The 24,469-nt window shown below is 51.4% G+C and carries 25 protein-coding genes and 1 tRNA gene; 24 read left to right on the top strand and 2 right to left on the bottom strand.

Going from position 1 to position 24,469, the window contains the following annotated elements:
• The first annotated feature begins 5 nt into the window (after positions 1-5).
• The 20 genes from KNP85_RS08900 to KNP85_RS08805 all read left to right on the top strand — a co-directional run bounded on the left by KNP85_RS08900 (position 6) and on the right by KNP85_RS08805 (position 20,657).
• A tRNA-Ile gene (locus KNP85_RS08900) sits at positions 6-79 on the top strand.
• A gap of 125 nt (positions 80-204) precedes the next feature.
• Positions 205-1,674: an alpha-amylase gene (locus KNP85_RS08895; protein WP_214802702.1), complete on the top strand. Its 1,470-nt coding sequence runs from the start codon at positions 205-207 to the stop codon at positions 1,672-1,674.
• Positions 1,675-1,757: 83 nt separating this feature from the next.
• Positions 1,758-2,366 carry a superoxide dismutase gene (locus KNP85_RS08890; RefSeq protein ID WP_021065721.1) on the top strand — a complete coding sequence of 203 codons (609 nt, stop codon included), beginning with the start codon at positions 1,758-1,760 and terminating at the stop codon, positions 2,364-2,366.
• Positions 2,367-2,532: 166 nt separating this feature from the next.
• Complete coding sequence (locus KNP85_RS08885) at positions 2,533-4,590, top strand: peptidoglycan D,D-transpeptidase FtsI family protein (protein WP_214802699.1); 2,058 nt, start codon at positions 2,533-2,535, stop codon at positions 4,588-4,590.
• A gap of 153 nt (positions 4,591-4,743) precedes the next feature.
• Positions 4,744-5,682: a PstS family phosphate ABC transporter substrate-binding protein gene (locus KNP85_RS08880; RefSeq protein WP_214802696.1), complete on the top strand. Its 939-nt coding sequence runs from the start codon at positions 4,744-4,746 to the stop codon at positions 5,680-5,682.
• A gap of 84 nt (positions 5,683-5,766) precedes the next feature.
• The gene (gene pstC / locus KNP85_RS08875) at positions 5,767-6,711 is read left to right on the top strand and encodes a phosphate ABC transporter permease subunit PstC (protein WP_214802693.1); all 945 of its coding nucleotides are present in this window, start codon (positions 5,767-5,769) and stop codon (positions 6,709-6,711) included.
• Between the two features lies 1 nt (position 6,712).
• Positions 6,713-7,624, top strand: coding sequence for a phosphate ABC transporter permease PstA (gene pstA, locus KNP85_RS08870; RefSeq protein ID WP_214802690.1), 912 nt, complete (start codon positions 6,713-6,715; stop codon positions 7,622-7,624).
• A 103-nt stretch (positions 7,625-7,727) separates the two neighbouring features.
• Positions 7,728-8,489: a phosphate ABC transporter ATP-binding protein PstB gene (gene pstB / locus KNP85_RS08865; RefSeq protein ID WP_251026185.1), complete on the top strand. Its 762-nt coding sequence runs from the start codon at positions 7,728-7,730 to the stop codon at positions 8,487-8,489.
• Positions 8,490-8,504: 15 nt separating this feature from the next.
• Positions 8,505-9,167: a phosphate signaling complex protein PhoU gene (gene phoU, locus KNP85_RS08860; RefSeq protein ID WP_214714626.1), complete on the top strand. Its 663-nt coding sequence runs from the start codon at positions 8,505-8,507 to the stop codon at positions 9,165-9,167.
• Positions 9,168-9,285: 118 nt separating this feature from the next.
• Positions 9,286-10,056 (top strand): DUF4912 domain-containing protein, encoded by a 771-nt coding sequence (locus KNP85_RS08855; protein WP_214714628.1) that lies wholly within the window; start codon positions 9,286-9,288, stop codon positions 10,054-10,056.
• A 14-nt stretch (positions 10,057-10,070) separates the two neighbouring features.
• Positions 10,071-12,272: a 1,4-alpha-glucan branching protein domain-containing protein gene (locus KNP85_RS08850; protein WP_214714630.1), complete on the top strand. Its 2,202-nt coding sequence runs from the start codon at positions 10,071-10,073 to the stop codon at positions 12,270-12,272.
• 84 nt (positions 12,273-12,356) lie between these two features.
• A complete protein-coding gene (gene rpmG / locus KNP85_RS08845) occupies positions 12,357-12,521 on the top strand; it encodes a 50S ribosomal protein L33 (protein ID WP_255313299.1) in 165 nt (54 codons plus the stop codon).
• Between the two features lie 55 nt (positions 12,522-12,576).
• Positions 12,577-13,131 carry a 5-formyltetrahydrofolate cyclo-ligase gene (locus tag KNP85_RS08840; RefSeq protein WP_131471269.1) on the top strand — a complete coding sequence of 185 codons (555 nt, stop codon included), beginning with the start codon at positions 12,577-12,579 and terminating at the stop codon, positions 13,129-13,131.
• Positions 13,110-13,880 carry a DUF92 domain-containing protein gene (locus KNP85_RS08835; RefSeq protein WP_214714632.1) on the top strand — a complete coding sequence of 257 codons (771 nt, stop codon included), beginning with the start codon at positions 13,110-13,112 and terminating at the stop codon, positions 13,878-13,880. Before KNP85_RS08840 ends, KNP85_RS08835 begins: the two co-directional genes overlap by 22 nt.
• Before the next feature lie 169 nt (positions 13,881-14,049).
• Positions 14,050-15,006, top strand: coding sequence for an L-lactate dehydrogenase (locus KNP85_RS08830; protein ID WP_021065732.1), 957 nt, complete (start codon positions 14,050-14,052; stop codon positions 15,004-15,006).
• Positions 15,007-15,161: 155 nt separating this feature from the next.
• On the top strand, positions 15,162-16,214 hold the full coding sequence (locus tag KNP85_RS08825) for a rhomboid family intramembrane serine protease (protein WP_131471267.1): 1,053 nt from the start codon (positions 15,162-15,164) through the stop codon (positions 16,212-16,214).
• 15 nt (positions 16,215-16,229) lie between these two features.
• Positions 16,230-17,252 carry a M42 family metallopeptidase gene (locus KNP85_RS08820; protein WP_214714634.1) on the top strand — a complete coding sequence of 341 codons (1,023 nt, stop codon included), beginning with the start codon at positions 16,230-16,232 and terminating at the stop codon, positions 17,250-17,252.
• On the top strand, positions 17,249-17,443 hold the full coding sequence (locus tag KNP85_RS08815) for a YqgQ family protein (protein WP_021065735.1): 195 nt from the start codon (positions 17,249-17,251) through the stop codon (positions 17,441-17,443). Before KNP85_RS08820 ends, KNP85_RS08815 begins: the two co-directional genes overlap by 4 nt.
• Positions 17,444-17,536: 93 nt before the next feature.
• Positions 17,537-18,499, top strand: coding sequence for an ROK family glucokinase (locus KNP85_RS08810; RefSeq protein ID WP_214714636.1), 963 nt, complete (start codon positions 17,537-17,539; stop codon positions 18,497-18,499).
• 241 nt (positions 18,500-18,740) lie between these two features.
• Complete coding sequence (locus tag KNP85_RS08805; RefSeq protein ID WP_214802685.1) at positions 18,741-20,657, top strand: LTA synthase family protein; 1,917 nt, start codon at positions 18,741-18,743, stop codon at positions 20,655-20,657.
• Between the two features lie 79 nt (positions 20,658-20,736).
• Here KNP85_RS08805 and KNP85_RS08800 read toward each other — a convergent pair whose 3' ends face one another.
• Entirely contained in the window at positions 20,737-20,916 is a 180-nt protein-coding gene (locus tag KNP85_RS08800) for a DUF2759 domain-containing protein (protein ID WP_029595254.1), read from the bottom strand.
• Between the two features lie 157 nt (positions 20,917-21,073).
• On the opposite strand from KNP85_RS08800, the gene KNP85_RS08795 reads away from it, so the two are divergent.
• Positions 21,074-21,694, top strand: a complete 621-nt coding sequence (locus KNP85_RS08795; RefSeq protein WP_029595255.1) for an MBL fold metallo-hydrolase — start codon at positions 21,074-21,076, stop codon at positions 21,692-21,694.
• Between the two features lie 37 nt (positions 21,695-21,731).
• Here KNP85_RS08795 and KNP85_RS08790 read toward each other — a convergent pair whose 3' ends face one another.
• Positions 21,732-21,995, bottom strand: coding sequence for a DUF2626 domain-containing protein (locus tag KNP85_RS08790; RefSeq protein ID WP_021067727.1), 264 nt, complete (start codon positions 21,993-21,995; stop codon positions 21,732-21,734).
• Positions 21,996-22,244: 249 nt separating this feature from the next.
• Between KNP85_RS08790 and KNP85_RS08785 the strand changes: the two genes are divergently transcribed.
• The 3 genes from KNP85_RS08785 (at position 22,245) to KNP85_RS08775 (ending at position 24,456) form a co-directional block, all read left to right on the top strand.
• Positions 22,245-22,631, top strand: a complete 387-nt coding sequence (locus KNP85_RS08785) for a Spx/MgsR family RNA polymerase-binding regulatory protein (protein ID WP_021067726.1) — start codon at positions 22,245-22,247, stop codon at positions 22,629-22,631.
• Positions 22,632-22,693: 62 nt separating this feature from the next.
• Positions 22,694-23,497 carry an ATPase, T2SS/T4P/T4SS family gene (locus KNP85_RS08780; protein WP_251136271.1) on the top strand — a complete coding sequence of 268 codons (804 nt, stop codon included), beginning with the start codon at positions 22,694-22,696 and terminating at the stop codon, positions 23,495-23,497.
• Positions 23,479-24,456, top strand: a complete 978-nt coding sequence (locus KNP85_RS08775) for a type II secretion system F family protein (RefSeq protein ID WP_058763902.1) — start codon at positions 23,479-23,481, stop codon at positions 24,454-24,456. The genes KNP85_RS08780 and KNP85_RS08775 overlap by 19 nt, the downstream gene beginning before the upstream one ends.
• Positions 24,457-24,469 lie beyond the last annotated feature (13 nt).

The following is a 24,469-nucleotide window of genomic DNA, read 5'->3' as shown; positions in this document are numbered from 1 at the left end:
ATAAAGGACCCTTAGCTCAGCTGGTTAGAGCAGACGGCTCATAACCGTCCGGTCGTAGGTTCAAGTCCTACAGGGTCCATTTTGTGAACAGCTTTCTGATGAAAGCTGTTTTTTGTTTTCATTTTTAGTTTTCAAACTCGAAGTCCTGGGTAAATATCCGTTAGCATTTTGTTTTTTGAAAAATATGAAATGAGGCGAAGCGAGATGGAACGAAATCATACGATGATGCAATTTTTTGAATGGCACGTCCCGGCTGATCAGAAACATTGGAAGCGATTGAAAGAACGAGCTTCTGAATTGAAGGAAGTCGGAATTACCGCATTATGGTTGCCCCCTGTCACGAAAGGACAGAGCGACGAGGATACGGGATATGGCGTGTACGATTTGTATGATTTAGGGGAGTTTGACCAAAAAGGAACGGTCGCGACCAAATACGGAACAAAAGAGGAATTACTCGAGGCGACGAAGCATGCCCAAGAACTTGGAATGCAAGTCTATATGGATGTCGTCTTAAACCATAAAGCCGGGGCCGATGCGACCGAGAAGTTCGATGTGCTCGAAGTCGACCCGGAAGATCGCACGAAAGTGCTGTCAGAAGAGCCGTTCGAGATTGAAGGCTGGACCAAGTTTGATTTCGAAGGTCGAAACGACAAACATTCCTCTTTCAAATGGAACTTCCATCACTTTAACGGTACAGATTATGACGCTGCGAACGACCATAGCGGTATCTTCTTCATCCTCGGTGAAAACAAAAAATGGAACGACAACGTCGATGACGAGTTCGGTGTCTATGACTATTTGATGTTCGCCAATATCGATTATCACCACCCAGAAGTCCGTGAAGAAGTTCTTAGCTGGGGCAAGTGGTTTATCGAAGAGACGCAGTGCGACGGGTTCCGACTCGATGCCATCAAACACATCAACTATGATTTCGTTAAAGAGTTCAGCCAGAAAATGAAAGCTGAAAAAGGCGACAACTTCTACTTGGTCGGTGAGTTCTGGAAGTCAGAGCTCGATGCATGCCGTGAGTTCCTCGACAACATCGATTATCACGTCGATTTGTTCGACGTGCCGCTCCATTACAACTTGCAGCGTGCCTCGACAGAAGGAGAATCGTTCGATATGCGGACGATCTTTGACGATACGCTCGTCCAGTCCCACCCGCTCCACTCAGTGACGTTCGTCGATAACCACGATTCACAACCGGCGGAAGCACTCGAGTCATGGGTCGAAGATTGGTTCAAACAAATCGCCTACGGTTTAATCTTGCTTCGCCAAGACGGGTACCCTTGTGTGTTCTATGGGGACTACTACGGCATCAACGGACCGCACCCGGCCGATGGGAAGAAAGTGGCAATCGATCCGCTCCTTTATGCACGCCGGGAGAAAGCGTACGGTCAACAGGACGACTACTTCGATGACGAACACGTCATCGGTTGGGTCCGTCAAGGTGTCGAGGAGATCGAGCGTTCGGGTTGTGCTGTCCTCATCTCGAACAGTGAAGCAGCCGAGAAACAGATGTTCGTCGGCGAGCACCGTGCCGGCGAGAAATGGGTCGATTTGACACAGACCGTCGATGAGGTCATTGAGATTGATGAAGACGGACATGGGGTATTTAAAGTAGCGGCAGGTTCGATTTCGGTTTGGGCGTTACCTGAACAAGACGTCGAGTGAAGCATTACAATTGAGTCGACCGTCACAAATCTGTTACATTTAAAACGAACGTTGTTCAAACCAATTTAAGGGGGATTTTAGTTATGGCTAAATTTGAATTACCACAACTTGATTACGCATACGATGCACTTGAACCACACATTGACGCACGCACGATGGAAATCCACCACACGAAACACCACAACACTTACGTCACGAACGTAAATAATGCACTCGAAGGAAAAGACGTGAACTACTCTTCACTCGAAGAGTTGCTTCAAAACCTCGATTCACTTCCTGCTGACATTCAAACAGCGGTCCGCAACAACGGTGGCGGTCACTGGAACCACTCATTCTTCTGGAAATTGTTGAAGAAGAACGAGAACGGTGCTCCGACGGGCGAACTCGCTTCTGCAATCGACGAAGCGTTCGGCAGCTTCGACGCGTTCAAAGAGGAGTTCACGAAAGCAGCGACAACACGCTTCGGCTCTGGTTGGGCTTGGCTCGTCGTGAAAAACGGCAAACTCGAAGTCACATCGACTCCAAACCAAGATTCACCGATCATGGAAGGCGTTCAGCCAATCCTCGGTCTCGATGTTTGGGAGCATGCGTACTACTTGAACTACCAAAACCGTCGTCCGGATTACATTCAAGCGTTCTTCCATGTCATCGACTGGGATTACGTCGCTAAGCTCTACGCAGACGCAAAATAATGACACAGTCCCGGGATTCGATTGAATCTCGGGATTTTTTCTACATTTCATTATTTTGTAAACAAATTATGATATAGTGAAAATCGAGTCGAAAAATAGAAATAACACTGACATATAGGTCACCTATACTTATAGAAGGAATTGAATCAGAAAGGAGACAACTGAATTGGCCAGAAACCGTGTGAAAGTGCCGAAGAAACGGCGCAACCACCTTCCGTTGCGATTGAACTTATTGTTCTTTATCGTCTTCATCTTATTCGCGACACTCATTTTCCGTTTAGGCGTCGTCCAAATCGTCAACGGTGAGTTGATTGCCCGTGAAGTTCAGAAGACCGAATCAAGCAAAATCAAGTACGAGGTACCGCGCGGTAAAATCTATGACCGCAACGGCCAAGTGCTCGCCGACACCATCTCGAACTACTCGGTCATGTATCGCCGGTCGCAAGTGACGAAGACGGAAGAGCGGCTCGAAGTCGCCATCAAGCTCGCGGAAATCGTCGACGTGCCGGAGAAGGACCGTAAAGTGACGGAGCGGGACCGCAAGGATTATTGGATTGCCATCGATCCGGAGCGCTCGCAAGAACGGGTCCAAAACCTGTTGGCTGATTTATCGGAAGAAGAACGGGCCGCCATGTCGAACCAAGACGTCGACCAGTTGTTGCTCGATTCCATCACGGACGCGGAAATCACGTTTGATGATGCGACCGAAGAAATCATCGCTATCAAACATAACATGGAGTCAGGCTATGCGCTCGACCCACAAGTCATTAAAATCGGGGCGTCTCCAAAAGAAATGGCACTGATTGAAGAAAACTTGGAACTGCTCCCTGGCGTCAGTGTTGAACCGTATTATCAGCGGGATTATCCGTTCGGTGAGACGTTCCAAAGCTTCCTCGGAAGTTATCGTCAAATCCCAGCCGAGCAGCGCGCTTCGTATCAAGCGAAGGGGTATGGCTTGAATGATCGGGTCGGAACGTCTTATCTCGAACAACAGTATGAGGACGTGCTACGCGGGACCCCGGCCTATGACGTCTTCACGACGTATAAAGGGGAACCGGTCGGAGAACCGACTCGCGTTAGCGGGAACCCAGGGAAAGATATCATCTTGTCGACGGACATCGAATTCCAAAAAGAAATCGATGAGATTTTGAAGAAAGCGATTCGAGCCGGCCGCTCGGGCAGCCCGCACTTTGACCGTGCCTTCGCCGTCGTCATGAACCCGCAAACGGGTGAATTGCTCGCCCTCTCGGGACAAGAGCTCGACTATGAAACGAACGAATTCAAAGACGTCTCGACCGGGACGGTCCTGCGGGCGAGTCAAATCGGCTCGACAATCAAGGGAGCGACGGTCGCGTTCGGACTTGAAGAAGAAGTCATCCAACCGGGTGAATATATTTATGACACGCCGATTCGTATCGGTTCGTCACTTAAGTCGTCGTACCGGAACATGGGGAACATCAACGACCTTGATGCCCTCGCGTTATCATCGAACATTTATATGTTCCAAATTGCCCTGCGGCTCGCCGATTACTACTCGACCGGCCAAATCGTCGGAGAGAACGTGACCGAGGCATTCAATACGATGGAACATTACTATAAGCAGTTCGGACTCGGAATTGAGACAGGGATCGACCTCCCATATGAATCAATCGGATTCCGTAGCGTACCGGACCGTGTTACGCTCCTCATGGATATGTCGATCGGTCAGTTCATCTCATACACGCCGATTCAATTGGCGCAGTATACGTCGACGCTTGCGAACGGCGGATACCGGATTCAACCGCATCTCTTGAAAGAAATCATCGAACCTGGCTCGCTCGACGAAGCGAACAAGCAAGTCGTCAGCACGTTCCAACCGAACGCGCTCAATAAAGTCGATATTCGTGATGAATTTCTTCAACGGGCGCGCCAAGGATTCCGGCAAGGGGTCGAGAGTGGAACGTCTCGTATCCTGCAACAGACGGGAATCACGGCGGCCGGTAAGACCGGTACCGCTCAAGCGATCGCGGAAGGGCCAGATGGTCAAGCGAAGCGAAACGCGAACGGTGAACCGATTAAGACACTCAACTCGAACCACGTCGGCTGGGCGCCATATGATGACCCGGAAATCGCTTGGGCCATCATCATGCCAGGCCTCGAGGCGGAAGGGATCAACACCCGTGTCGCGCACGACATCATGAAGGCGTATTTCGACTTAGAAGACGTCCAAGCACAGATTCAATAAAGAAGTCACTTCGGTGGCTTCTTTTTTTCGTCTTTACAATTCTTTTACGTTCCGTTTATTTCTCGTTAATAGTAGTTTATTAGGATGTTAATTGTAGGACAGAACAACGAAGCCACAACACAAATCAAAGCAAACTCAAGGAGGACGTCAGAAATGTCTTGGATGAAAAAATCAGCTTTAGTCGCTTCAATCACTTCGGTGGCCATCATCGGTGCCGCGTGTGGGAATAATGAAGAAGGTGGCGGCGCAGCCGACGGTGAAGGACTTTCAGGTAAAGTCGTCATGGACGGTTCGTCAACAGTCTTCCCGATTATGGAAGCCGTAGCCGAAGAATATTCAGCTGAACAGCCAGACGTTGAAGTCACGGTCGGTGTCTCAGGTACGGGTGGCGGATTTAAACGTTTCGTAACAGGCGAGACAGACTTCTCGAACGCGTCACGTGAAATCAAAGAAGAAGAAGCGGCTGAAGCCGAGAAGAACGGTGTCGAGTATACACAACTCGCTGTCGCTCTCGATGGTCTCTCGCTCGTCGTCAACCCAGAGAACGATTGGGCTCAAGACATCACAATCGACGAACTCAACAAGATGTGGACTGACCCTAACGTGAAGACATGGAAAGACGTACGCTCAGACTGGCCAGACGAAGAAATCTCATTCTTCTCACCAGGTAAAGACTCAGGAACGTTCGACTTCTTCAATGAAGCCGTCCTTGAAGACACGGACATTCGTGAAGACGCGCAATTGTCAGAAGATGATAACGTCCTCGTGACAGGGGTCGCCGGTACGAAAGGTGCGATCGGATTCTTCGGTTATGCGTACTACATTGAAAACCAAGATACGCTTCGTGCGATGAACGTCGAAGGCGTCGAACCGACGACAGAGACGATCAACGATCTTTCATACCCGCTCTCACGTGAGATTTACACATACGTGAACAACGCGTCATTGAAAGATAAGCCACAAGTCGCTGACTACACACGCTTCATGAACGAAAATGCAGCAGCACTTTCTGAAGAAGTCGGATATGTCGGCATGGAGCAAGCCCGTTACGATGAGAATGCCAAAATGATCGACGAGATCGCTGGCGAGTAAATAGCGCAGATGGCAGAAGGTGAGACTCGGTCTCGCCTTCTCGCCGTGCTTTCTAGTATGAAGAGGTAGGGAGCGATACACGAGATGAATCAACCAAACAAAGGGTTTTCAATTCGAGAGATGATTGAAATCAATAAGAAAAAGAAATATAGTACGACGAACGTGTTTGATAAAATCATGCCGTTCTTATTATTCTTGAGCGCATTCGTTTCGGTCGTCACGACGGTCGGCATCGCGTTCACACTCGGTTTTGAACTGTTCAAGTTTTTCGAGCGTGTACCGGTCGCCGAATTTTTAGGCTCAACCGAATGGTATCCGCTTAGTGCCGATCAACGGTTCGGCGTCTGGGCCCTCGTCATGGGGACTCTACAGATTACCGTCATTGCCATGATTGTTGCTGTACCGCTTGGTTTGGCGTCAGCGATTTATTTGAGCGAATATGCGTCTGAACGTGCTCGCACGATTTTGAAGCCGATTCTTGAAGTACTCGCCGGTGTTCCGACGATCGTCTTCGGATTTTTCGCCTTGTCGTTCGTCACACCAATCTTGCAAGCGCTCATTCCTGGATTAAAGATTTATAACGCGCTTAGTCCAGGGATTGTCGTCGGGATTATGATTATCCCAATGATTGCATCGATTTCGGAAGACGCGATGAGTGCTGTTCCGAAAAAGATTCGGGAAGGGGCGCTCGGACTTGGCGCGACACGTCTCGAGGTCGCCATCAAAGTCGTCATGCCAGCTGCTCTATCCGGGATTATCGCCTCGATCGTCCTTGGGATGAGCCGGGCCATCGGTGAGACGATGATTGTGACAATCGCAGGTGGGTCGCAACCGAACTTCGAGTTCAACCCACTTAACGCGATTCAAACGATGACGGCTTATATCGTCCAAATCGCCAAAGGTGATGCAGGATATGGAACAATCGAATACTACAGTATCTATGCGGTCGGTGCGCTGTTGTTCGTCTTCACCCTAGTGATGAACTTGTTCGCGAACTGGGTGACGCGCCGCTTCAGAGAGGAGTACTAATATGGCATTGCCGAACAGTGAGTTCAAGAATACGAAGAACTTGATGGACCGTGATTCCGTTTCACAACGAATCAAGCGTCGTCTCCAATTAAATGAAATCTTTAAGTACGTCTTTTTAGCAGGACTTGTCTTTGCCCTGCTCGTCCTATCGACATTGATTTATGATGTCGTCTCTAAAGGTGGCGGTTGGGTGAACTTGGACTTCCTCCGCAACTTCCCGTCGCGCCGTCCGGAACAGGCCGGATTGTATCCAGCCCTGATCGGGACGCTCTGGTTGATGGTGCTCATCGTCCCGATGGTCTTCATCGTCGGTGTCGGTGCTGCCATCTATTTAGAGGAGTACGCACCGAAAAACCGGATCACGTCGTTCATTGAAGTGAATATCTCGAACTTGGCCGGTGTCCCGTCAATCGTCTTCGGATTGCTCGGTTTGACGATTTTTGTTCGCATTATGGAACTTGGGAACTCCATCATGGCCGGTGCGTTGACGCTCGGGTTGATGAGCTTACCAATCGTCATCGTCGCCTCACAAGAAGCGCTCCGTTCCGTCAAGATGGAATTGCGCCACGCGTCACTTGCACTCGGAGCCTCGAAGTGGCAGACGACGTTCAACGTCGTCTTGCCGTCAGCGATTCCAGGGATTATCACGGGGATCATCTTGGCCGTATCACGTGCCATCGGTGAAACGGCCCCATTGATTATGGTCGGTGCGGCGACGTTCATTTCGACGACGCCAAGTAGCGTGTTCTCTGATTTCACGGCGCTTCCGATTCAAATCTACAACTGGACGAGCCGTCCACAAGCTGAATTCCAAAACTTAGCAGCTGCCGGAATCATCGTATTGATGACGATGTTGATCATCATGAACTCGGCTGCCATCTATATCCGTAACAAGTACACGAACCGACATTAAGTCGTAGCAGGTAACGAGGAGGACTCTCGAGATGATGAAACAAAAAGAACTCAAAGGAGATCATGAAGTGAATACAACGACGACTCAACCAACCGGAACGGTGATGCAAAAAGACAGTGCCTATGTCGTGAACAACTTGAATTTATGGTACGGCGACGATCAGGCATTGATCGACGTCAACCTCGACATCAAGAAAAATGAAGTGACGGCCATCATCGGACCGTCTGGTTGTGGGAAGTCTACGTTCATCAAGACGTTGAACCGGATGGTCGAGCTCGTGCCGTCTGTCCGTACGAATGGTGAAATCTTGTATCATGGCCGCAACATCTTCGATCGTGACTATAAAGTGGAAGATCTTCGGACATCGGTCGGCATGGTGTTCCAACAACCGAACCCATTCCCGAAATCGGTATATGACAACGTGGCATACGGGCCACGCACGCACGGCATTAAAAACAAAAAAGTGCTTGACGAGATTGTCGAGCGCTCGCTTCGCGGCGCTGCAATCTGGGATGAAGTAAAAGATCGCTTGAATGAGAATGCCTATGGCCTCTCGGGTGGACAGCAGCAACGTCTCTGTATCGCCCGGACACTTGCCATCGAACCGGACGTCATCCTTATGGATGAACCAACGTCGGCCCTTGACCCAATCTCGACTCTCAAAGTCGAAGAGCTCGTCCAAGAGTTAAAAGAGCAGTACTCGATTATCATCGTTACACACAACATGCAGCAAGCGGCCCGTGTCTCGGATAAGACAGCGTTCTTCTTGAACGGAGAAGTCGTCGAATTCGATGCGACTGACAAAATCTTCTCGAATCCAACGGACAAACGGACTGAAGACTATATTTCTGGCCGGTTCGGTTAAGAAGGGGAGACTACCATGGCACAAAATCGCACATTTTTTGATATCAAGTTAACTGAACTAGAAGATAAAGTCGTTCGCTTAGCGAATTTGACGATGCGTCAAACGGCTACGGCCATCGAAGTGCTCGAAAAACACGATCTCGAGCTCGCCCAGACGGTCATTGACAACGACAATGAACTCGATGATCTCGAGCTCGAAATCAATGACGAGGCGATTCTATTGATCGCGAAACAACAACCGGTCGCGACTGACCTGCGTCGCTTGATTGTGACGATGAAATCGGCGACAGACCTTGAGCGCATCGCGGACTATGCGACAAACATTGCCAAAGCCGTGACCCGCATCGAACACGTCCCGTACGTGTTGGATATCAAGCCGCTTAAGCAAATGGCCGAGCAGTTGATTGACATGCTCGAGCTGGCGACGCGTGCTTATCGAAAAGGCGAGGTCAGCCGAGTCCGTGACTTGAACGAGATGGACAAAGTCATCGATGACTTGAACTTACAAACAATTAAGCAATACATGGGCTCTGTGCCGACGATGGCTGTCGGGACGAACGACGTCTATGAATTTTCGAACATCGCCCGCTACTTAGAACGGATGGGCGATCACGTGACCAATTTCGGCGAACACCTCATTTTCCTCGAAAAAGGGAAACATTATGATTTAAACCAGTAAGAAGAGTGGTAAAGAACAACAGACCAGTTGTTCTTTACTTTTTTTTGTGCAGGAATTCACGGGTTGGAGGCGAATAGTAGAACACATGGATTTTTTTTAGGAAGGGAGCCACAAATAGATGGAAGAGAAAATCGTTTCCTTGAAGCAACAAGGACTAACGTTAAAACAGATTGCAGAACAATTAGACATGCCAGTCGGGAAAGTGCAGTACGCTTGGCGTAAATGGCGTTCCCAACACGGCGAACCAGCCAAACCGGTAGCCGCCGCTCCAAAACGAAAGACCGAAGGGAAGAAAGCAATGAGTCCGAAACCGAAGCAAGTACCCGCCTCATCTGGGACGCAGGTCGCTTCGACGCTGCAACATGAGCTGCCAGTCCAATCACCACTGTTAGATAAAGGCCCAGACGGGTTCTGGAAGCTTCCAGACCGCTATGATCAAGATTTGATGCATGCGGTCGTCCAATCGCCGAACGCCGTCTACGTCTTTTGGGAAGTGTCTGACAGCGTCAAAGAGACGTTATCGATGCAGTTCATGCGTCCGTGGGAAGATTTGCCGAAGGCGTTCCGGATCCTTGACATCACGTTGCTCGATTACGCGAGCGGTCATGCGAACCGGTCGTATACGTTCGAATTGCCGGAGATGACGAACAGTTGGTTCGTTCGGCCACTCGACCCGAACACGACGTATGTGTTCGAGTTTGGCATTCGGACGATGGAAGGGGAGTTCCTTCCGTTGCTCGCGTCTTCACCGATTGATACGCCACGGGCAGAGCCGGCCGGCCATGGTCGTTTCGCTGAACCGGTACGACGTTGGCAATACGGGGAAGTCGAGTCTCCTGAACTTCTCGACACGCTACCTAAATATTCTGCATATCGATTCGTGCGCTGAGGAGGATTTATTTGATGAAACCAGGTTATTTTTCACTCGTCCTTCATGCCCACCTTCCGTACGTGCGACATGAAGAGAAACACCGCTTAGAAGAGAGATGGGTGTATGAAGCCATCTCCGAGACATATATCCCGATTCTGTGGCAAGTCGACCGTCTGCAGAGACCGCTCCATTGGACGGTCAGTATCTCACCGCCCGTCGTCGAGATGCTCGCCGACCCGCTCGTCCAGGACCGTTACGTGGAGCACTTGGATGAGATGCTTGAATTGATTGACATCGAGCTCGCCGAAGGGCGAAGCGAACCGGAAGTCGAGACGCTTCATTTTTATCGTCAGCGCTACAATGACTTAAAAACGACGTTTCTTCATTGGGAGAAAAACTTGAACCATGCGTTCCGTACATATCGTGAGCAAGGGTTCATCGATATGGTCACATGTACGGCGACGCACGGCTTCAACCCGCACTTGTTCACGGAGCAGGCCGCCCGCGCGGAAATCCGTACCGGTTTGAACTGTTTCGAGCGTCATTACGGGTTCCGCCCGACCGGTATTTGGTTGCCGGAGTGTGCCTATACGCCGGGTGTCGACCGCATCTTGTACGAGGAAGGCGTTCGTTATACGTTCGTCGATGAGCACGCTTTACTCGATGCCGACCCTACTCCGGACAAGGGGATTGGCGCACCGGTCTACTCGCCGCATGGCGTCGCCTTGTTCCCGCGTGACCAAATCATCTCCGGGAAGATTTGGAGCTCGATGATCGGGTATCCGGGCCATCCTGACTATCGCGAGTTTTATCGTGACCTCGCCTATGACCGCGACTGGGCGTATATTGAAAAGTTCATGCACCCAGAAGGGATTCGATTCGATACCGGTCTGAAGATGCACCGCATCACGGGCGACTCGGATGAGAAAGACTATTATGTCCGCGCCTGGGCCGAACATCAAATCGACAACCACGCCCTCGATTTTGCGCAGACGCTCGAAGGGCATCTCGAGGCCCATGGTGGACAAATGTTCCCGCCGTTCCTCGTGACGGCACCGTTCGATGCCGAGTTGTTCGGACATTGGTGGTTTGAAGGACCTGAATTCCTCGGCAAGGTCGCCGAGCGGCTCGAAGAGTTCGGAATCGAGACGATTACGCCGGCCCTGTTCCTCGAGCGCCACTTCCAAGACCTCGAGACAGTACACGTCTCGATGAACACGTGGGGGCGTAAAGGTTATGGTGACGTGTGGATCAACGAGCGCAACGAATGGATGCTCCGCCACTTGCACATGATGGAGACACAACTCGTCAAAGACGTGGCCGATTATCGTCACGCCTCACCGCTCGTCGATCGTGCGCTCATTCAACTCGTGCGACATTACGTCCTCGCCGTATCGAGTGACTGGGCCTTCATCCTCGACGGACAGACGACGGCTCAATATGCAGCCGAACGCTTCCGCGAGCACACACGCCTGTTCGCTGAGCTCGAGACGGCACTGTATCAAGACAAGTTATCGGATGAACTGCTCGCCGACCATTATCGCGCGTATCCGTTCCTTGATGATGTGGACATTGACATCGACACGTTCCTGTCTCCGCACGACTATTACGTGACTGAGGAACGTGACAGTGAAGGCGAGGCGATTCTCGTCTTGACGCCAGAATATACAGGCAACGTCGTCGGTGATCTCGGACGCCGTGTCATCGACGAGGTCGAAGCCCGGGCGGCGGAAGGCGAGACGGTGTACGTCTTGACCCCGTTCAAGGAAGGGTTACCGGAGTATGAACGTCACAACCACGTCCACGTGTACCGCGTTCGTCTGACGAGCCCGTTCTTGGAGCACGTGATGAACCAAGTCGCGGCCCAAAACGTGGCGTACGTCAAACTTGCGCATGAGCTCGTGGCCAAAGTTCCGTTCAAAGCGATCCATCAATTTGATTGGATGACGATTCCTGCGGCACGTTCGCTTGCGAAAGCACTACAAGTTCCGTTATACTCAACTATGTTGTCCTTTGAAACGACCCGCAATCCGCACGGACACGGCGGTCTGTTCGACGCGATTCACCGAATCGAGAACAGCGTCCTCGCTGAAGCCGACACGGTGTACATCTGCGAACAACTATCGACTGAGGAAGTCGGAATGCGCTATGCGATTGGTGATAACGTAAAAACCTGCCTGCCGCTCGATGCTTCGCCATACGGGCAAAAACGTTTGAAAAAGAACACGAAATAACCTTGCTTTTTCAAATAAAAATTGGTAGGATAATTGAGTATGCTTAGACTGTAAAGCAAAAGCACTTGATACAACATTAGTAAGATGGGAGTGAAAGAAATGCGCGTTAAAATCACACTAGCTTGCACAGAAACAGGCGATCGCACGTACATCACGAAGAAAAACAAACGTAACAACCCAGAGCGCCTCGAATTGCGCAAATACAACCCACGTCTCCGTCGTCACACGCTTTACCGCGAAGTGAAATAATGAGACTGGCCGTCACTCATGTGGCGGCCTTTTTTTTGAACAAGGGGGAATTGAAATGATTGAAAAGAAACAACTTCGGCAAGCCGTACATCGTCAAATCCGTGAACTCGACGACCGGTCGGACCGGGACCGCGTCATCATACATACATTGACCGAACTGAAGGCGTGGCAAGAGGCGGACACGGTGGCTGTCACGCTCGCCCTCGATTTAGAGATTGATACGTTGCCGCTCATCCGCTTAGCATGGAAGGCAGGAAAATCGGTGTTTGTGCCGAAAGTTACGAAACAGGGACTCACGTTCCATGAGATTCATTCGCTAGAAGACCTCGAGCCGGGCGTCATGAATATATTGGAGCCGACGACTGAAGCGACGATGCGCTCGATTGACGTCTGTATCGTCCCCGGCCGCGTGTTTGACCGGTCCGGCTATCGAATCGGATGGGGAGGCGGCTATTATGATCGCTACCTCGCCACGTACAAAGGGACGACCATCGCGTTGGCCTATGACGTTCAACTGCTCGATGAGATCCCGATTGAGCCACACGACATTCCTGTCGAATTCATCGTGACGGAAAGGGAAACGATTTTATGTTCGCCATCTTCCTTGTAACTTGTTTGGTGGCCTTTGCCGGCTATCGATTGCGCTCGTTGACCCGCTCCGGTGCCGTCTTGACGGTCGTGACGGGGACGGTCATCGGCTACGGTTTCGGTTGGTTCGGGCTCTATTTACTCGGTGTCTTCTTCTCGACATCGTCGCTCGCCTCGAAATATCGTGCCCGGGACAAGGCGCCTGTCGATGAGATTGTTGAGAAATCGGGTCCCCGTGATTTCGTACAAGTGCTCGCCAACGGGGGCGTCGGCATGGTAACGGCGCTTGGAATGATTTTTGCGCCAAACGACGCCTGGTTATTCGCTTATGTCGCCTCGATTGCCGCGGCGACGAGTGATACGTGGGGATCTGAGTTCGGCGTCCTCGCCAAGCAGAAACCGCGCTCGATTCGGACGTTCCGTGAAGTCGAACCGGGAACGAGTGGTGGGGTGTCCGTGTTCGGTACGGTCATGTCGATCGTCGGGGCCACGGTCATCATCCTCGCCGCGCTTCCATTTATCGAGATTGATGTGACGTTCGCGCTCGTCTTGATCGCCCTCGGATTGAGCGGCAGCGTCGTCGACACATTGTTAGGGGCCACGGTGCAAAGGAAATACCGATGCCGTGTGTGCGGCAAGTTGACCGAGAAGAAAATGCATCATCGTGAGCCGACGGCTTATGTGTCGGGCTGGCGTTTTCTCGGCAATGACGCCGTCAACTTTTTGTCGATTGCCGCGGCCGCGACGATTAGTTTCCTCTTGTTACGATGAGGGTAGTACAGAAAATGTAGATGTTTCAAACGAATGTGAATTTTGTCACAATATCGCCAAAGTGAAAACGGTTTCCTTAGTAGTGAGTGTTTGTGAATGATGTTACAATCTTTATGTAACAGACATAACAAAAACATGAAACAGATTGTTCGAAGGGTGGAGAATCAATATGGAAACATTAAATCATGCAAAAGTAACACGCGTCGCGCTCGTCGGGGCCGGAGCGGTCGGTGCCAGCTTTGCGTACCAATTGACGACAGCAAGTCTTTGTGAGGAACTCGTCATTATCGACATCAACAAATCGAAGGCGGAAGGCGAAGCGATGGACTTGAACCACGGCGTCTCGTTCGCTTCTTCACCGATGCGCGTCTGGGCAGGGGACTATACGGACTGTGGTGCAGCAGATATCGTCGTCATCACTGCCGGTGCTCCGCAAAAACCGGGTGAAACTCGCCTCGACCTCGTCGAGAAGAACGCCAAAATCATGAAATCGATGATTGGGGACATCATGGCATCTGGATTCGACGGCATCATCATCATCGCCTCGAACCCGGTCGACATCATGACACATTTGGCTTGGAAATACTCAGGTTTACCGAAACACCGCGTGTTCGGATCAGGAACGGTACTCGATACGTCACGTCTCCGTTACATGCTCGGTGACTATTTCAACGTCGATCCACGCAACTGCCACGCCTACATCATGGGTGAGCACGGAGACACGGAATTCGCGGCCTGGAGCAACGCCCGCATCTACGGGAAGTCGGTCGAGCAGTTGCTTGAAGAGAACGACGAATATACATGGGAAGACCTCGAAGACATCTACGTCAACGTTCGGGACGCGGCGTACCACATCATCGAGCGCAAAGGCGCGACGTACTACGCCATCGGCCTCGGTTTGCTCCGTCTCGTCAAGGCTGTGCTCCGTAACGAGAACACGTTGTTGACGGTCGGCGCACATTTAGATGGTGAATACGGCTTGAACGATATCCATATCGGTGTACCGGCCATCATCAACCGCCAAGGAGTCCGTCAAGTCGTGGAAATCGAGTTGTCAGACGAAGAAAAACAAAAGATGCATCATTCGGCAGAAGTGTTATTGAAAACGATGCAACCTGTCTTATAAGAACGATTACTCGTTCTGTCATGACCGTAGTTGGCTCCCGCCACTACGGTTTTTTTGTGGACCGACGGAAGAGCGGGGCAGATTGGGGCGATGCTCGATTTTGTCGTCCTGCCTAAATTCCTTTAGAATGAAAGTATAGAAGGAGGTGAGCCAACATGACAGAACCAGCTTGTTTTTGGGAAGATGTATATCGTGCCGTCGAAGCAGGAGGACGCATCGAGGGCGTCTTAGAGCCGTCGCGGGCACTTTTATTGTTCGACACGAAAGCGGGGGATGTCTATCACCTCTACATACGGACAGATAAGGCGTGGGCGAACCATGTCGCCTTGGACGTCGAGGCGGTCATGAACTCGTTTCGCTTGGCCCGAATCGGCCGCGAGAAGCTCCATGTCCACATTTATGGTGACCCGCTCGTCGATGAAGAGCGTCTGTCGTCGCTCACGTTCCCGATTGCGGCAAAAGTGAAGCTCGAGATGCGGCCGTGCGCCGAAACGGAAACGTCATATCGCCCGCGTGCCGTCGCCCTCGACCAACAACGGAAAAATGAACTGAAGCAACGGTTCGCCTTTGGGAAGCCTCAGTTCGTCTATGCGCTCATGTTCGTGACGTTCCTCGTCATGTGGTTCGCCGAATCAATCGGCTCGACGCTCGATCCGAACACGCTCATCCGCTTCGGTGCGAAAGTGAATCCTCTCATCGACGAAGGAGAATGGTGGCGTCTGATCACACCGATGTTCCTTCATATCGGTTGGTTCCATTTCGCCATCAACATGTTCGCGCTCTGGTCACTCGGCCCGCTCGTGGAACGGATGTACGGGTCGACGCGTTTCGCCACCATTTATCTGTTGGCAGGTGTCATCGCCACGGTCGCCTCGTATGCGTTCAGCGAAGCCATCTCGGCCGGCGCGTCCGGGGCATTGTTTGGGCTTGTCGGCGCACTGCTCTATTTCGGACTGCGCGACCGCTCCTTATTTATGAAGACACTCGGCCCTCCACTGTTTATTATGTTAGGATTAAACGTGGGACTCGCTTTCGTCCTTGGCGCTAGTTTGGACCATTCCGCACACGCGGGTGGACTCGTCGGGGGCTTTCTGATGGCGGGAGTGGTCGGCTTACCGGATGAACACGTGAAGAAACGTCGCCTGCTATTTGCGGGGCTCGTGTTCGTGGCGTCCGGCATATTATTTTGGCTCGGCTACAATCGATGACAAAGGAGTAAGGGTATGATTGAAACGTTGAAGCAATTGGTTGAAATTCCAAGTCCGTCCGGGATGACGGACGAGGCGATCGGATTCGTCGAACAAGAACTGACGGCACTCGGGATCCCCACGAAACGCTTGAACAAAGGGGCGCTTCTGGCGACATTTGAGGGCAAATCGAATCGAGCCCGCCTGTTGACGGCCCATGTCGATACGCTGGGCGCGATGGTGAAAGAAATCTTGCCGAGCGGCCGCTTGCGCTTGACGCAAGTCGGTGGATACGCCTGGACCGCAATCGAAGGGGAGAACTGTCTGGTTCATGCCGAGACGGGTGCGCCGATTGAAGGAACGATTCTCATTCATCAATCGAGCGTCCATGTCTATAAGGATACGAATAGCGCCGAACGGACGGCGTCAACGATTGAAGTGCGCTTGGACGCGGACGTCCATACAGCCGAAGACGTAAGGGCCCTCGGTATCGAGGTCGGGGACTTCGTCTCATTCGACCCGCGCTTCCGTCAGACCGACGCCGGTTATATCAAATCACGTCATCTCGATGACAAGGCGTCCGTTGCCATCTTGCTCGATTTGGCGAAAGATCTGGTCGAGGCGGAGTTGCCACACCCGGTCCATTACTTGATCTCGAACTATGAAGAGGTCGGGTTCGGGGGCAACGCCGGAATTCCCGAAGCGGTGACTGAATATATCGCTGTCGATATGGGTGCGCTCGGGGACGGGCAACACTCGGACGAGTATACAGTTTCGATTTGTGCGAAAGATTCGTCAGGCCCGTATGATCTCGGGTTGCGCCGTCAATTCACCGCGCTATGCCGGGAACATGACATCGCCCATAAAGTCGATATCTATCCGTACTATGGATCGGACGCCTCGGCTGCAATCGGAGCCGGCTACGATGTGCGCCACGCGCTCGTCGGACCAGGCATCGAGTCGAGCCATAGCTATGAGCGGACGCATCTCAAATCGCTCGAAGCGACGCGGGAACTGCTGTACCGTTTCGTGCTCACCGCGATGGAGGACGAACGATGAAAAATTTTTATGACGTCCAGCAATTTTTGAAATCGTTCGGCACGATCATTTATATCGGGGAGCGCGATGCCGAGATCGGGCTCATGATGATGGAACTCGATGAGTTGCATGCGGGCGGAATGATTGAACAACGGGAATATGATACGGCCAAGATTATTTTGACCCATGAACTGAAAAATTCAAGAGATTGACAGAAAAACCCCTAGTGCAAAGGTTTGCACTAGGGGTTTAATAGTGTAAACTATGGGATGAAAGCGATTTAATCGAGACGAGGAGTGGAACACATGAAGTGGTTATTAGGAATCGACATTGGTGGAACGACGGTGAAGATGGCCGTCCTCGATATGAACGGGATTATTTCTGACAAGTGGGAGATTACAACGGATATTCGTGAGAACGGGGTACATATTCCGACTGATATTGCCGCTTCATTCGAAGCCTATTTAGAAACGTCGGGCAAAGCGAAGCAAGATTTCGCAGGAGCGGGCATCGGGGCACCAGGCTTTATCAACTTTTCAGAAGGTGTGGTCGAATATTCACCAAATATCGGCTGGAAAAACTTTGCGCTCGTCAGCGAGTTCGAGAAAGCGGTCGGTTTGCCGGCCGTCTTAGAGAATGACGCCAATGCTGCCGCACTCGGTGAAATGTGGAAAGGGGCAGGCGAAGGCGCGTCAGAACTGCTCGCCATCACGCTCGGCACAGGCGTCGGCGGCGGTGTCATCACGAACGGCAATATCGTCCACGGGGCTGCTGGTATGGCTGGGGAGATTGGCCATATCACGGTTGAACGTGACGAGTCGAAAGCCGTCATGTGTGGCTGCGGCCGTAAAGGTTGCATCGAGACGATTGCTTCGGCTACAGGGGTCGCTCGTCTGGCGCTCCAAAAACGTAAAGGTCGGACGACGTCCTTGAACGAACTGAACGAAGTGACGGCACGCGACGTGTTCGAAGCGTATAAAGCGAACGATGTCGTCGCGACAGAAGTCGTGAACGAGATGACCGAATATCTCGGATTGACGATTTCGAATATCGCCAACACGTTGAACCCGAAGATGATCGTCATCGGCGGAGGCGTCTCGAAAGCACGCGAAGCACTCCTCGAGCCGCTCGACGAGCAGTTCAAACGGTTCGCCCTCGAGCGCGTCTATGCGTCGACGGCGTTCAAAATCGCGGAACTCGAGAACGATGCGGGTGTCATCGGTTGTGCGTGGCTCGCTCGTAAACACTTTATCCCGACTCGTGTATAACGTTTGTCCATGTACGCCTGCGATTTGACGCAGGCGTGTTTTTTATTTGGAACGGGTATGGGATAATGTAAAATTTGTAATGACGGAGTTGATTTTTTGTTAAAAAAGGGGTAAGATTTGGACTTGATACCGGACTGTTATCGTACGTGAAATGGATAACAAGCCAATTGGACTTATAAAAAATAGGGGGACGCGAATCAGTTGGTCTCGTCGCCCGTTGAACAGAGGAGGAGGCCGTCAGATGAAGTCATCTCAGAGCTTCTCGAAGCTTACTATGCGACTGAATGATACGGTCCGCGCTTCGTTTCATGAATATCGGTTATTTTGGATTTTCTCGCTATTACTTTGGACGAAGACGTACGTAGTTTACCAATTTTTCTTCAATATCCCGATTGAAAACACCGCTCAGGCATTCATTCTGCTGATCAGCCCGATCAGCTCCACTCTATTCCTATTCGCGTTCAGTTTCTTCTTTAAAGGAAATAAGCAGAAATGGGTCTTGTACATGCTGTATGCCGCAGCATCGTTCATCTTGTTTGCGGATGCCGTCTATTACCGCGAGTTTACCGACTACTTGACGATGCCGGTCATCTTGCAACCGTCGAACATGGAGACGTTGTCGACATCGTTCACGTCACTGTTGGAATGGAAAGATTTGATTATCCTCGGGGACGTTCTCATCTTGCCGTTCATCCTATGGCGCATCAACGCGACAGCGACGGCTGCCTCTCATCGGAGAGCGCTCGTGACGTTCGCGACGGCCGTCGTCGTGTTCTTGTTCAACTTGTCGCTCGCTGAAACAGAGCGTCCGGAACTGTTGACTCGTTCGTTCGACCGGGAACTGTTGGTCAAGAATATCGGGACGTTCAACTTCCACGTCTACGATGCGATGCTTCAAACGAAAACGTCGGCCCAGAAGGCGATGGCTGACGGGTCAGAACTCGCCAAAATCGAGAAGTACACCCGTCAACACTATGCAGCACCGAACCCGGATTACTTCGGGAAATATAAAGGCAAGAACGTGGTCGTCGTCTCGTTCGAGTCGGCCCAAAACTTCACGCACAACATGAAAGCGTCGAATGGCGAGTACATCACACCGAACTTGAACAAACTGATCGAAGAGTCCCACTACTGGCCGAACTATTACCATACGGTCGGTCAAGGGAAGACGTCGGATGCCGAGTTCGCACTCGACAACTCGCTATACGGACTTCCGCGTGGTGCCGTCTACTTCACGAACGCCGATAACGAGTATCAGGCACTCCCTGAATTGATTAAGGAAGATAATTACTACTCGGCCGTGTTTCATGCGAACAACAAATCGTTCTGGAACCGAGACTTGATGTATAAAAACATCGGCGTCGACCAGTTCTTCGATGAGAAGAGCTATGACCTTGGCAACCCCGAGGACATGACGGAATGGGGACTGCTCGATGACAGTTTCTTCGAACAGTCGATTCCGATGCTCGAGGAGCTACCGGAACCGTTCTATGCGAAGTTCATCACGCTCACGAACCACTTCCCGTACACGATGCCGAGCGAGGACTACGAACTCGTGCCGAAATTCGAGACGAGTTCGACGACACTCAACAACTTCCCACAAGCGCTCGCGTATCAAGATTATGCGCTCGGCTTGTTCATCGATGAGTTGAAGGCGAACGGCATGTGGGACGACACGATTTTCGTCGTCTACGGTGACCATTACGGGATCTCGACGAACCATAATGACGCCATGGCCGACTTGCTCGGCAAAGACGAGTTGACGCCATACGACGTCGCCAAGCTCCAGTCCGTCCCGTTCGCGGTTCATCTACCGGAACAAGACAAGGGTGAAGTGCACGAGACGATCGGCAGTCATGTCGATATGAAGCCGACGATCTTGCACTTGCTCGGGATCGACACGTCGGACACGGTAGGCTTCGGAAGTGACTTGTTATCGGAAGACCGGACAAGCCGCGCCATCTTCCGGGATGGCACCGTCATCACCGACGAATACGTGTGGACGCAATCGACATGCTATGACGCTTCGAGCGGTGAAGTCGTCGAGGACGTCTCGCTCTGTGGACCGGATAGTGCAGAAGCAGAGAAGATTCTCCAAATGAACGATGATTTGATTTACTCAGATTTGCTCCGCTTCAAAGAGCAGACCGAACAATAACAAATAGCGCCGTCCCGCTTAGCCGGGACGGCGCTATTTGTTATACAAAAAAAGACGACCAGAGTCGTCTTCGTGCTCATTAGCCTGGGATTCCACCGTAAATCAATGTCGCGACGCCGAAAAATCCGAATACGAGTACAGTGACCGCGGCGAAAGCAAGTGGAAAGAATTGGCGCTTCTTAAACGAACGGGCCATTCCCCAGATTGCAACGAGTGCAACGATGAGCGAGATCCATCCAAATGGTTCATACAAATGCATGACGAGTTCCCCCTTTATTATACGTCATGAAATTCATAAAAATTTCACTGAAATATCATTATTATTTTATCCGATAATGTAGACGCTGTCGAGAAAAGAAAGCCTCCGCTACAATTTTGCCACAATATCGATTAGAATGATGGGGGAGGTGTTCTGGATGAACATAGTAAGAATCACATCGGGCCTGGCCCAAGAGAACGGATACGTACTCGAAAAAGAAGGTACGGTCCTCATCGTCGACCCGGGCACGGATGACCCGAAATTCTTCGAGGCAGTGGAACGATTCGGTGGCTTGAACGCCATTCTGTTGACACATGCCCACTTTGACCATATCGGGGGAATCGATGCCTTGCGTGACCGTTACAACGTCCCGGTCTACGTCCATGAAGCGGAACGGACGTGGCTGATGGACGACGAGAAGAACGGGGCGGCGAAGTTTCATCTACCAAGTGCGGCGATGCGACCGGCCGAACGGATCTATCAAGGCAAGACGCTCGAAATCGGTGCGTTCACCATCGAGTTGCATCACACGCCGGGTCATTCGCCGGGCAGCGTCACGCTTCACTTCCCGACCGAACGCATCGCCTTCTGTGGGGATTTGATTTTCAAACAGTCGGTCGGACGGACCGATTTGTACGGTGGTGACCAAGCGACGTTGCTTGGATCGATCGATCGCATGCGTCAGTTATTACCGGGTGAAACGGTGCTCTATTCAGGTCATGGGCCGAAGACGACGCTCGAGGCCGAGATTCGGACGAATCCGTTTTTCGACAGATAACTAAAAAAAGATTGTCTCACGAGGAGACAATCTTTTTTTACATTTGGAAGTTACTCCAATACGTGAAGACGACGAAGAAGACAGTCAAATAAGCGCCGAACACGTATACATACGTTTTTTCAGTGAGTTTCAAGTAGCCTAGTGCGACGAAGAAAATAGTTTGAGCTAAAAAGACAAGACCCATTACGACGAAGTCACCACTATGTTCGCTACTGCTTTGATCTCCACCGAGTGCGCCTACGAAAGCAAGCGCCGCGATCAACCCAGTCCAAAAGCCTAGGACACGGAACATTCTCGCCATGTTAATCCCCCCATACGTGCATTATTCCATTCTCATTCACTATTTTACCAACACATTCAGAAAAATGCTATGAAAACGTGTGAATTGAGCAAAATAATCGTGAAAAATATGTGAAATAAAAACGTTGGGCAAGGTTGTACAAAAAATTAAAAAACTTGTACAAACTATGTACAAAACGGGTATAAGGTTGTATAATCAACTTACACACATCGAACGAATCGTTCCACACATTATAGAGGAGGTATTGGAATGGCAAATGAATTGATGTTCTACACGTACCCGAGCTGTACTTCATGCCGTAAGACGAAAGCGTTTTTACAGGAGCAGCACCTTGAGGTAAGCGAGCGCCATATCTTCCGCAACGCTCCGACCGTGGACGAATTGAAGACGCTATTGGCACTGAGCGAAAACGGAGTCGACTCGCTTCTCGCAACGAGAAGTCAGGCGTTCAAGCAATTAGACATTGACGTCGAAGATTTAAAGCTGAGCGAGTTGCTCAAGTTGATGAGCGAAAATCCGAAACTATTGAAACGCCCGATTTTGACGGATGGCAACGAAGTCATTGTCGGTTATGACAAGGCGACAATCGAGGCGTATGCCCGCCGTTTCGAATCGACAACTGCAAACGTTTCATGACGCAAGTCCACTTTCCAACGAGTGGGCTTTTTTTTTATGCTCATGTTGAGGTGGCGGAGATGATGCGAATAATTGAGCGAGTGATTGATGCGGCACGTACGTTGCAGGCAAGTGATGTCCATTTCATGCCGTTAGGGGACGAGGTGATGATTCAAGTACGGCATGGGGCACACTTGCAACGATTGGAGATGATGACACATACAGACTATGAACGATTGACCTTACATATGAAGTATTGGTGCTCGTTGACGGAAACAGATCATCGCGTGCCCCAGTCCGGTATGTACGCCGGGTCAGTTGAGGCAATCCGGGTCACTTTCCTACCATCGTTCGACCGTACGCTCATGTCGTGGCGGCTTCCGAACGCCTCGTTCCACTTAGCGGAGTTGTTAGATGACAAGGACGTCCATCGGTTCAACGAATGGTCGACGTTGCGGCAAGGTCTGCTCTTAATCGGGGGCGCGACCGGGGCGGGGAAGACGACCGTCCTATATGCGTTTTTACAAAGTTTAGCCGGTCGACGCATCGTCACGATTGAGAACCCTCCGGAGAAGCAAGTGCCGGGCGTGATTCAACTCGAAGTCAATCTGAAAGCGGGACTCGACCATCGCACGTTGCTGAAAGAGACGCTCCGGGCCGATCCGGATGTGATTGTCATCGGAGAGATCAGGACGAGTGAGGAGTTGAGGGTGGCGCATGATGCGGCACTCAGCGGTCATATGACGATTGCGACGTTCCATACGGCGAGTGTGACCGATGGCGAACGGCGACTCGAACAGCTCACGGGGAAGATGGAAGTCACACGGCATTGGTGCATCCTGCACCGGGAAGACGAGGTGAGCTGTACGTGGTCCGAGACCAATTGAGCAAGGAGTTGGCCATCATTCGCCGCTTCCTCAGACTCCAGTCACGTGGAGTCGGGTTGAAGAAGACGTTCGAGACGCTCGAACTGCATGAACGTGGAAAAATGAAACTAGTCATCCGTGAGATGCGGAATCAACTTGAGCAAGGACGCCCGCTCGCCAACGTGTTCGAGGGACTCGTCACCGACCCGAGGATGCGAGAGATGCTCGTCACAGCCGAACGGGGTCATCATTTTTTGGAAGGGCTTGAGCAAGTGCTCGTCTTATCGACGATGCGCCGCAATCTACGGCAAGAACTCAGCCAGTTGGCACGGTACCCGCTCGTGATTTTGACGATGCTGCTCGGGCTCGGTGCGATTTACGCCCTGTATATCTTCCCAAAGCTGTTGACGATGGTAGAGGTCGATACGCTCGATGGGCTGAACGCGATTCTTCTGTCGCGATGGTTTTTCCCAGGTCTGTTCGTCGGATTGCTCGTGACTGGGGCCGGCCTCTATTGGAACGGCCGACGCGGCCGACTCGTGCCGCTACGTGTCGTCGAGAGAGGTAGACGGCTGTACGTGACGTACTTGTTCGTCAGTGAGTTAGCCTTGTTGAGTGAAGGACAGGGTTCGGTCCGTCACATCATCGAGCGGCTGTCACGAGGAGACGGTGAAGTGGCGAGCATCGCGAGACGGATGCATGAGCGCATGTCGGCCGGGTGCGAACTCGAGGCGGCGGCGCGGCAAGAGCGTTTGCTCGAGCATGAAGTCGTCAGTCTGTTCGGCGTCGGGACGGTGAGCGGGGAGCTCGGATCAATCATGATGATTCATCGGGATCTCGTGTTCGAAGAGATGGAGCTGTATTGGAAGCAGCTGATCGCCAAGGCGGAACCGATGTTATACGGATTTTTAACGGTGATGGTCACGATGATCTTTTATACGATTTATTTGCCGGTCAAACTAATCATGTCTCAACTATGACAAGGAGGAATCT

This window comes from Exiguobacterium sp. s194 (genome assembly GCF_018618275.1).
In the GTDB taxonomy this organism is placed as follows: Bacteria; Bacillota; Bacilli; order Exiguobacteriales; family Exiguobacteriaceae; genus Exiguobacterium; species Exiguobacterium chiriqhucha.
The sequence above is the reverse complement of the archived record's forward strand: the minus strand, read 5'-3'. Positions and strand labels throughout refer to the sequence as shown.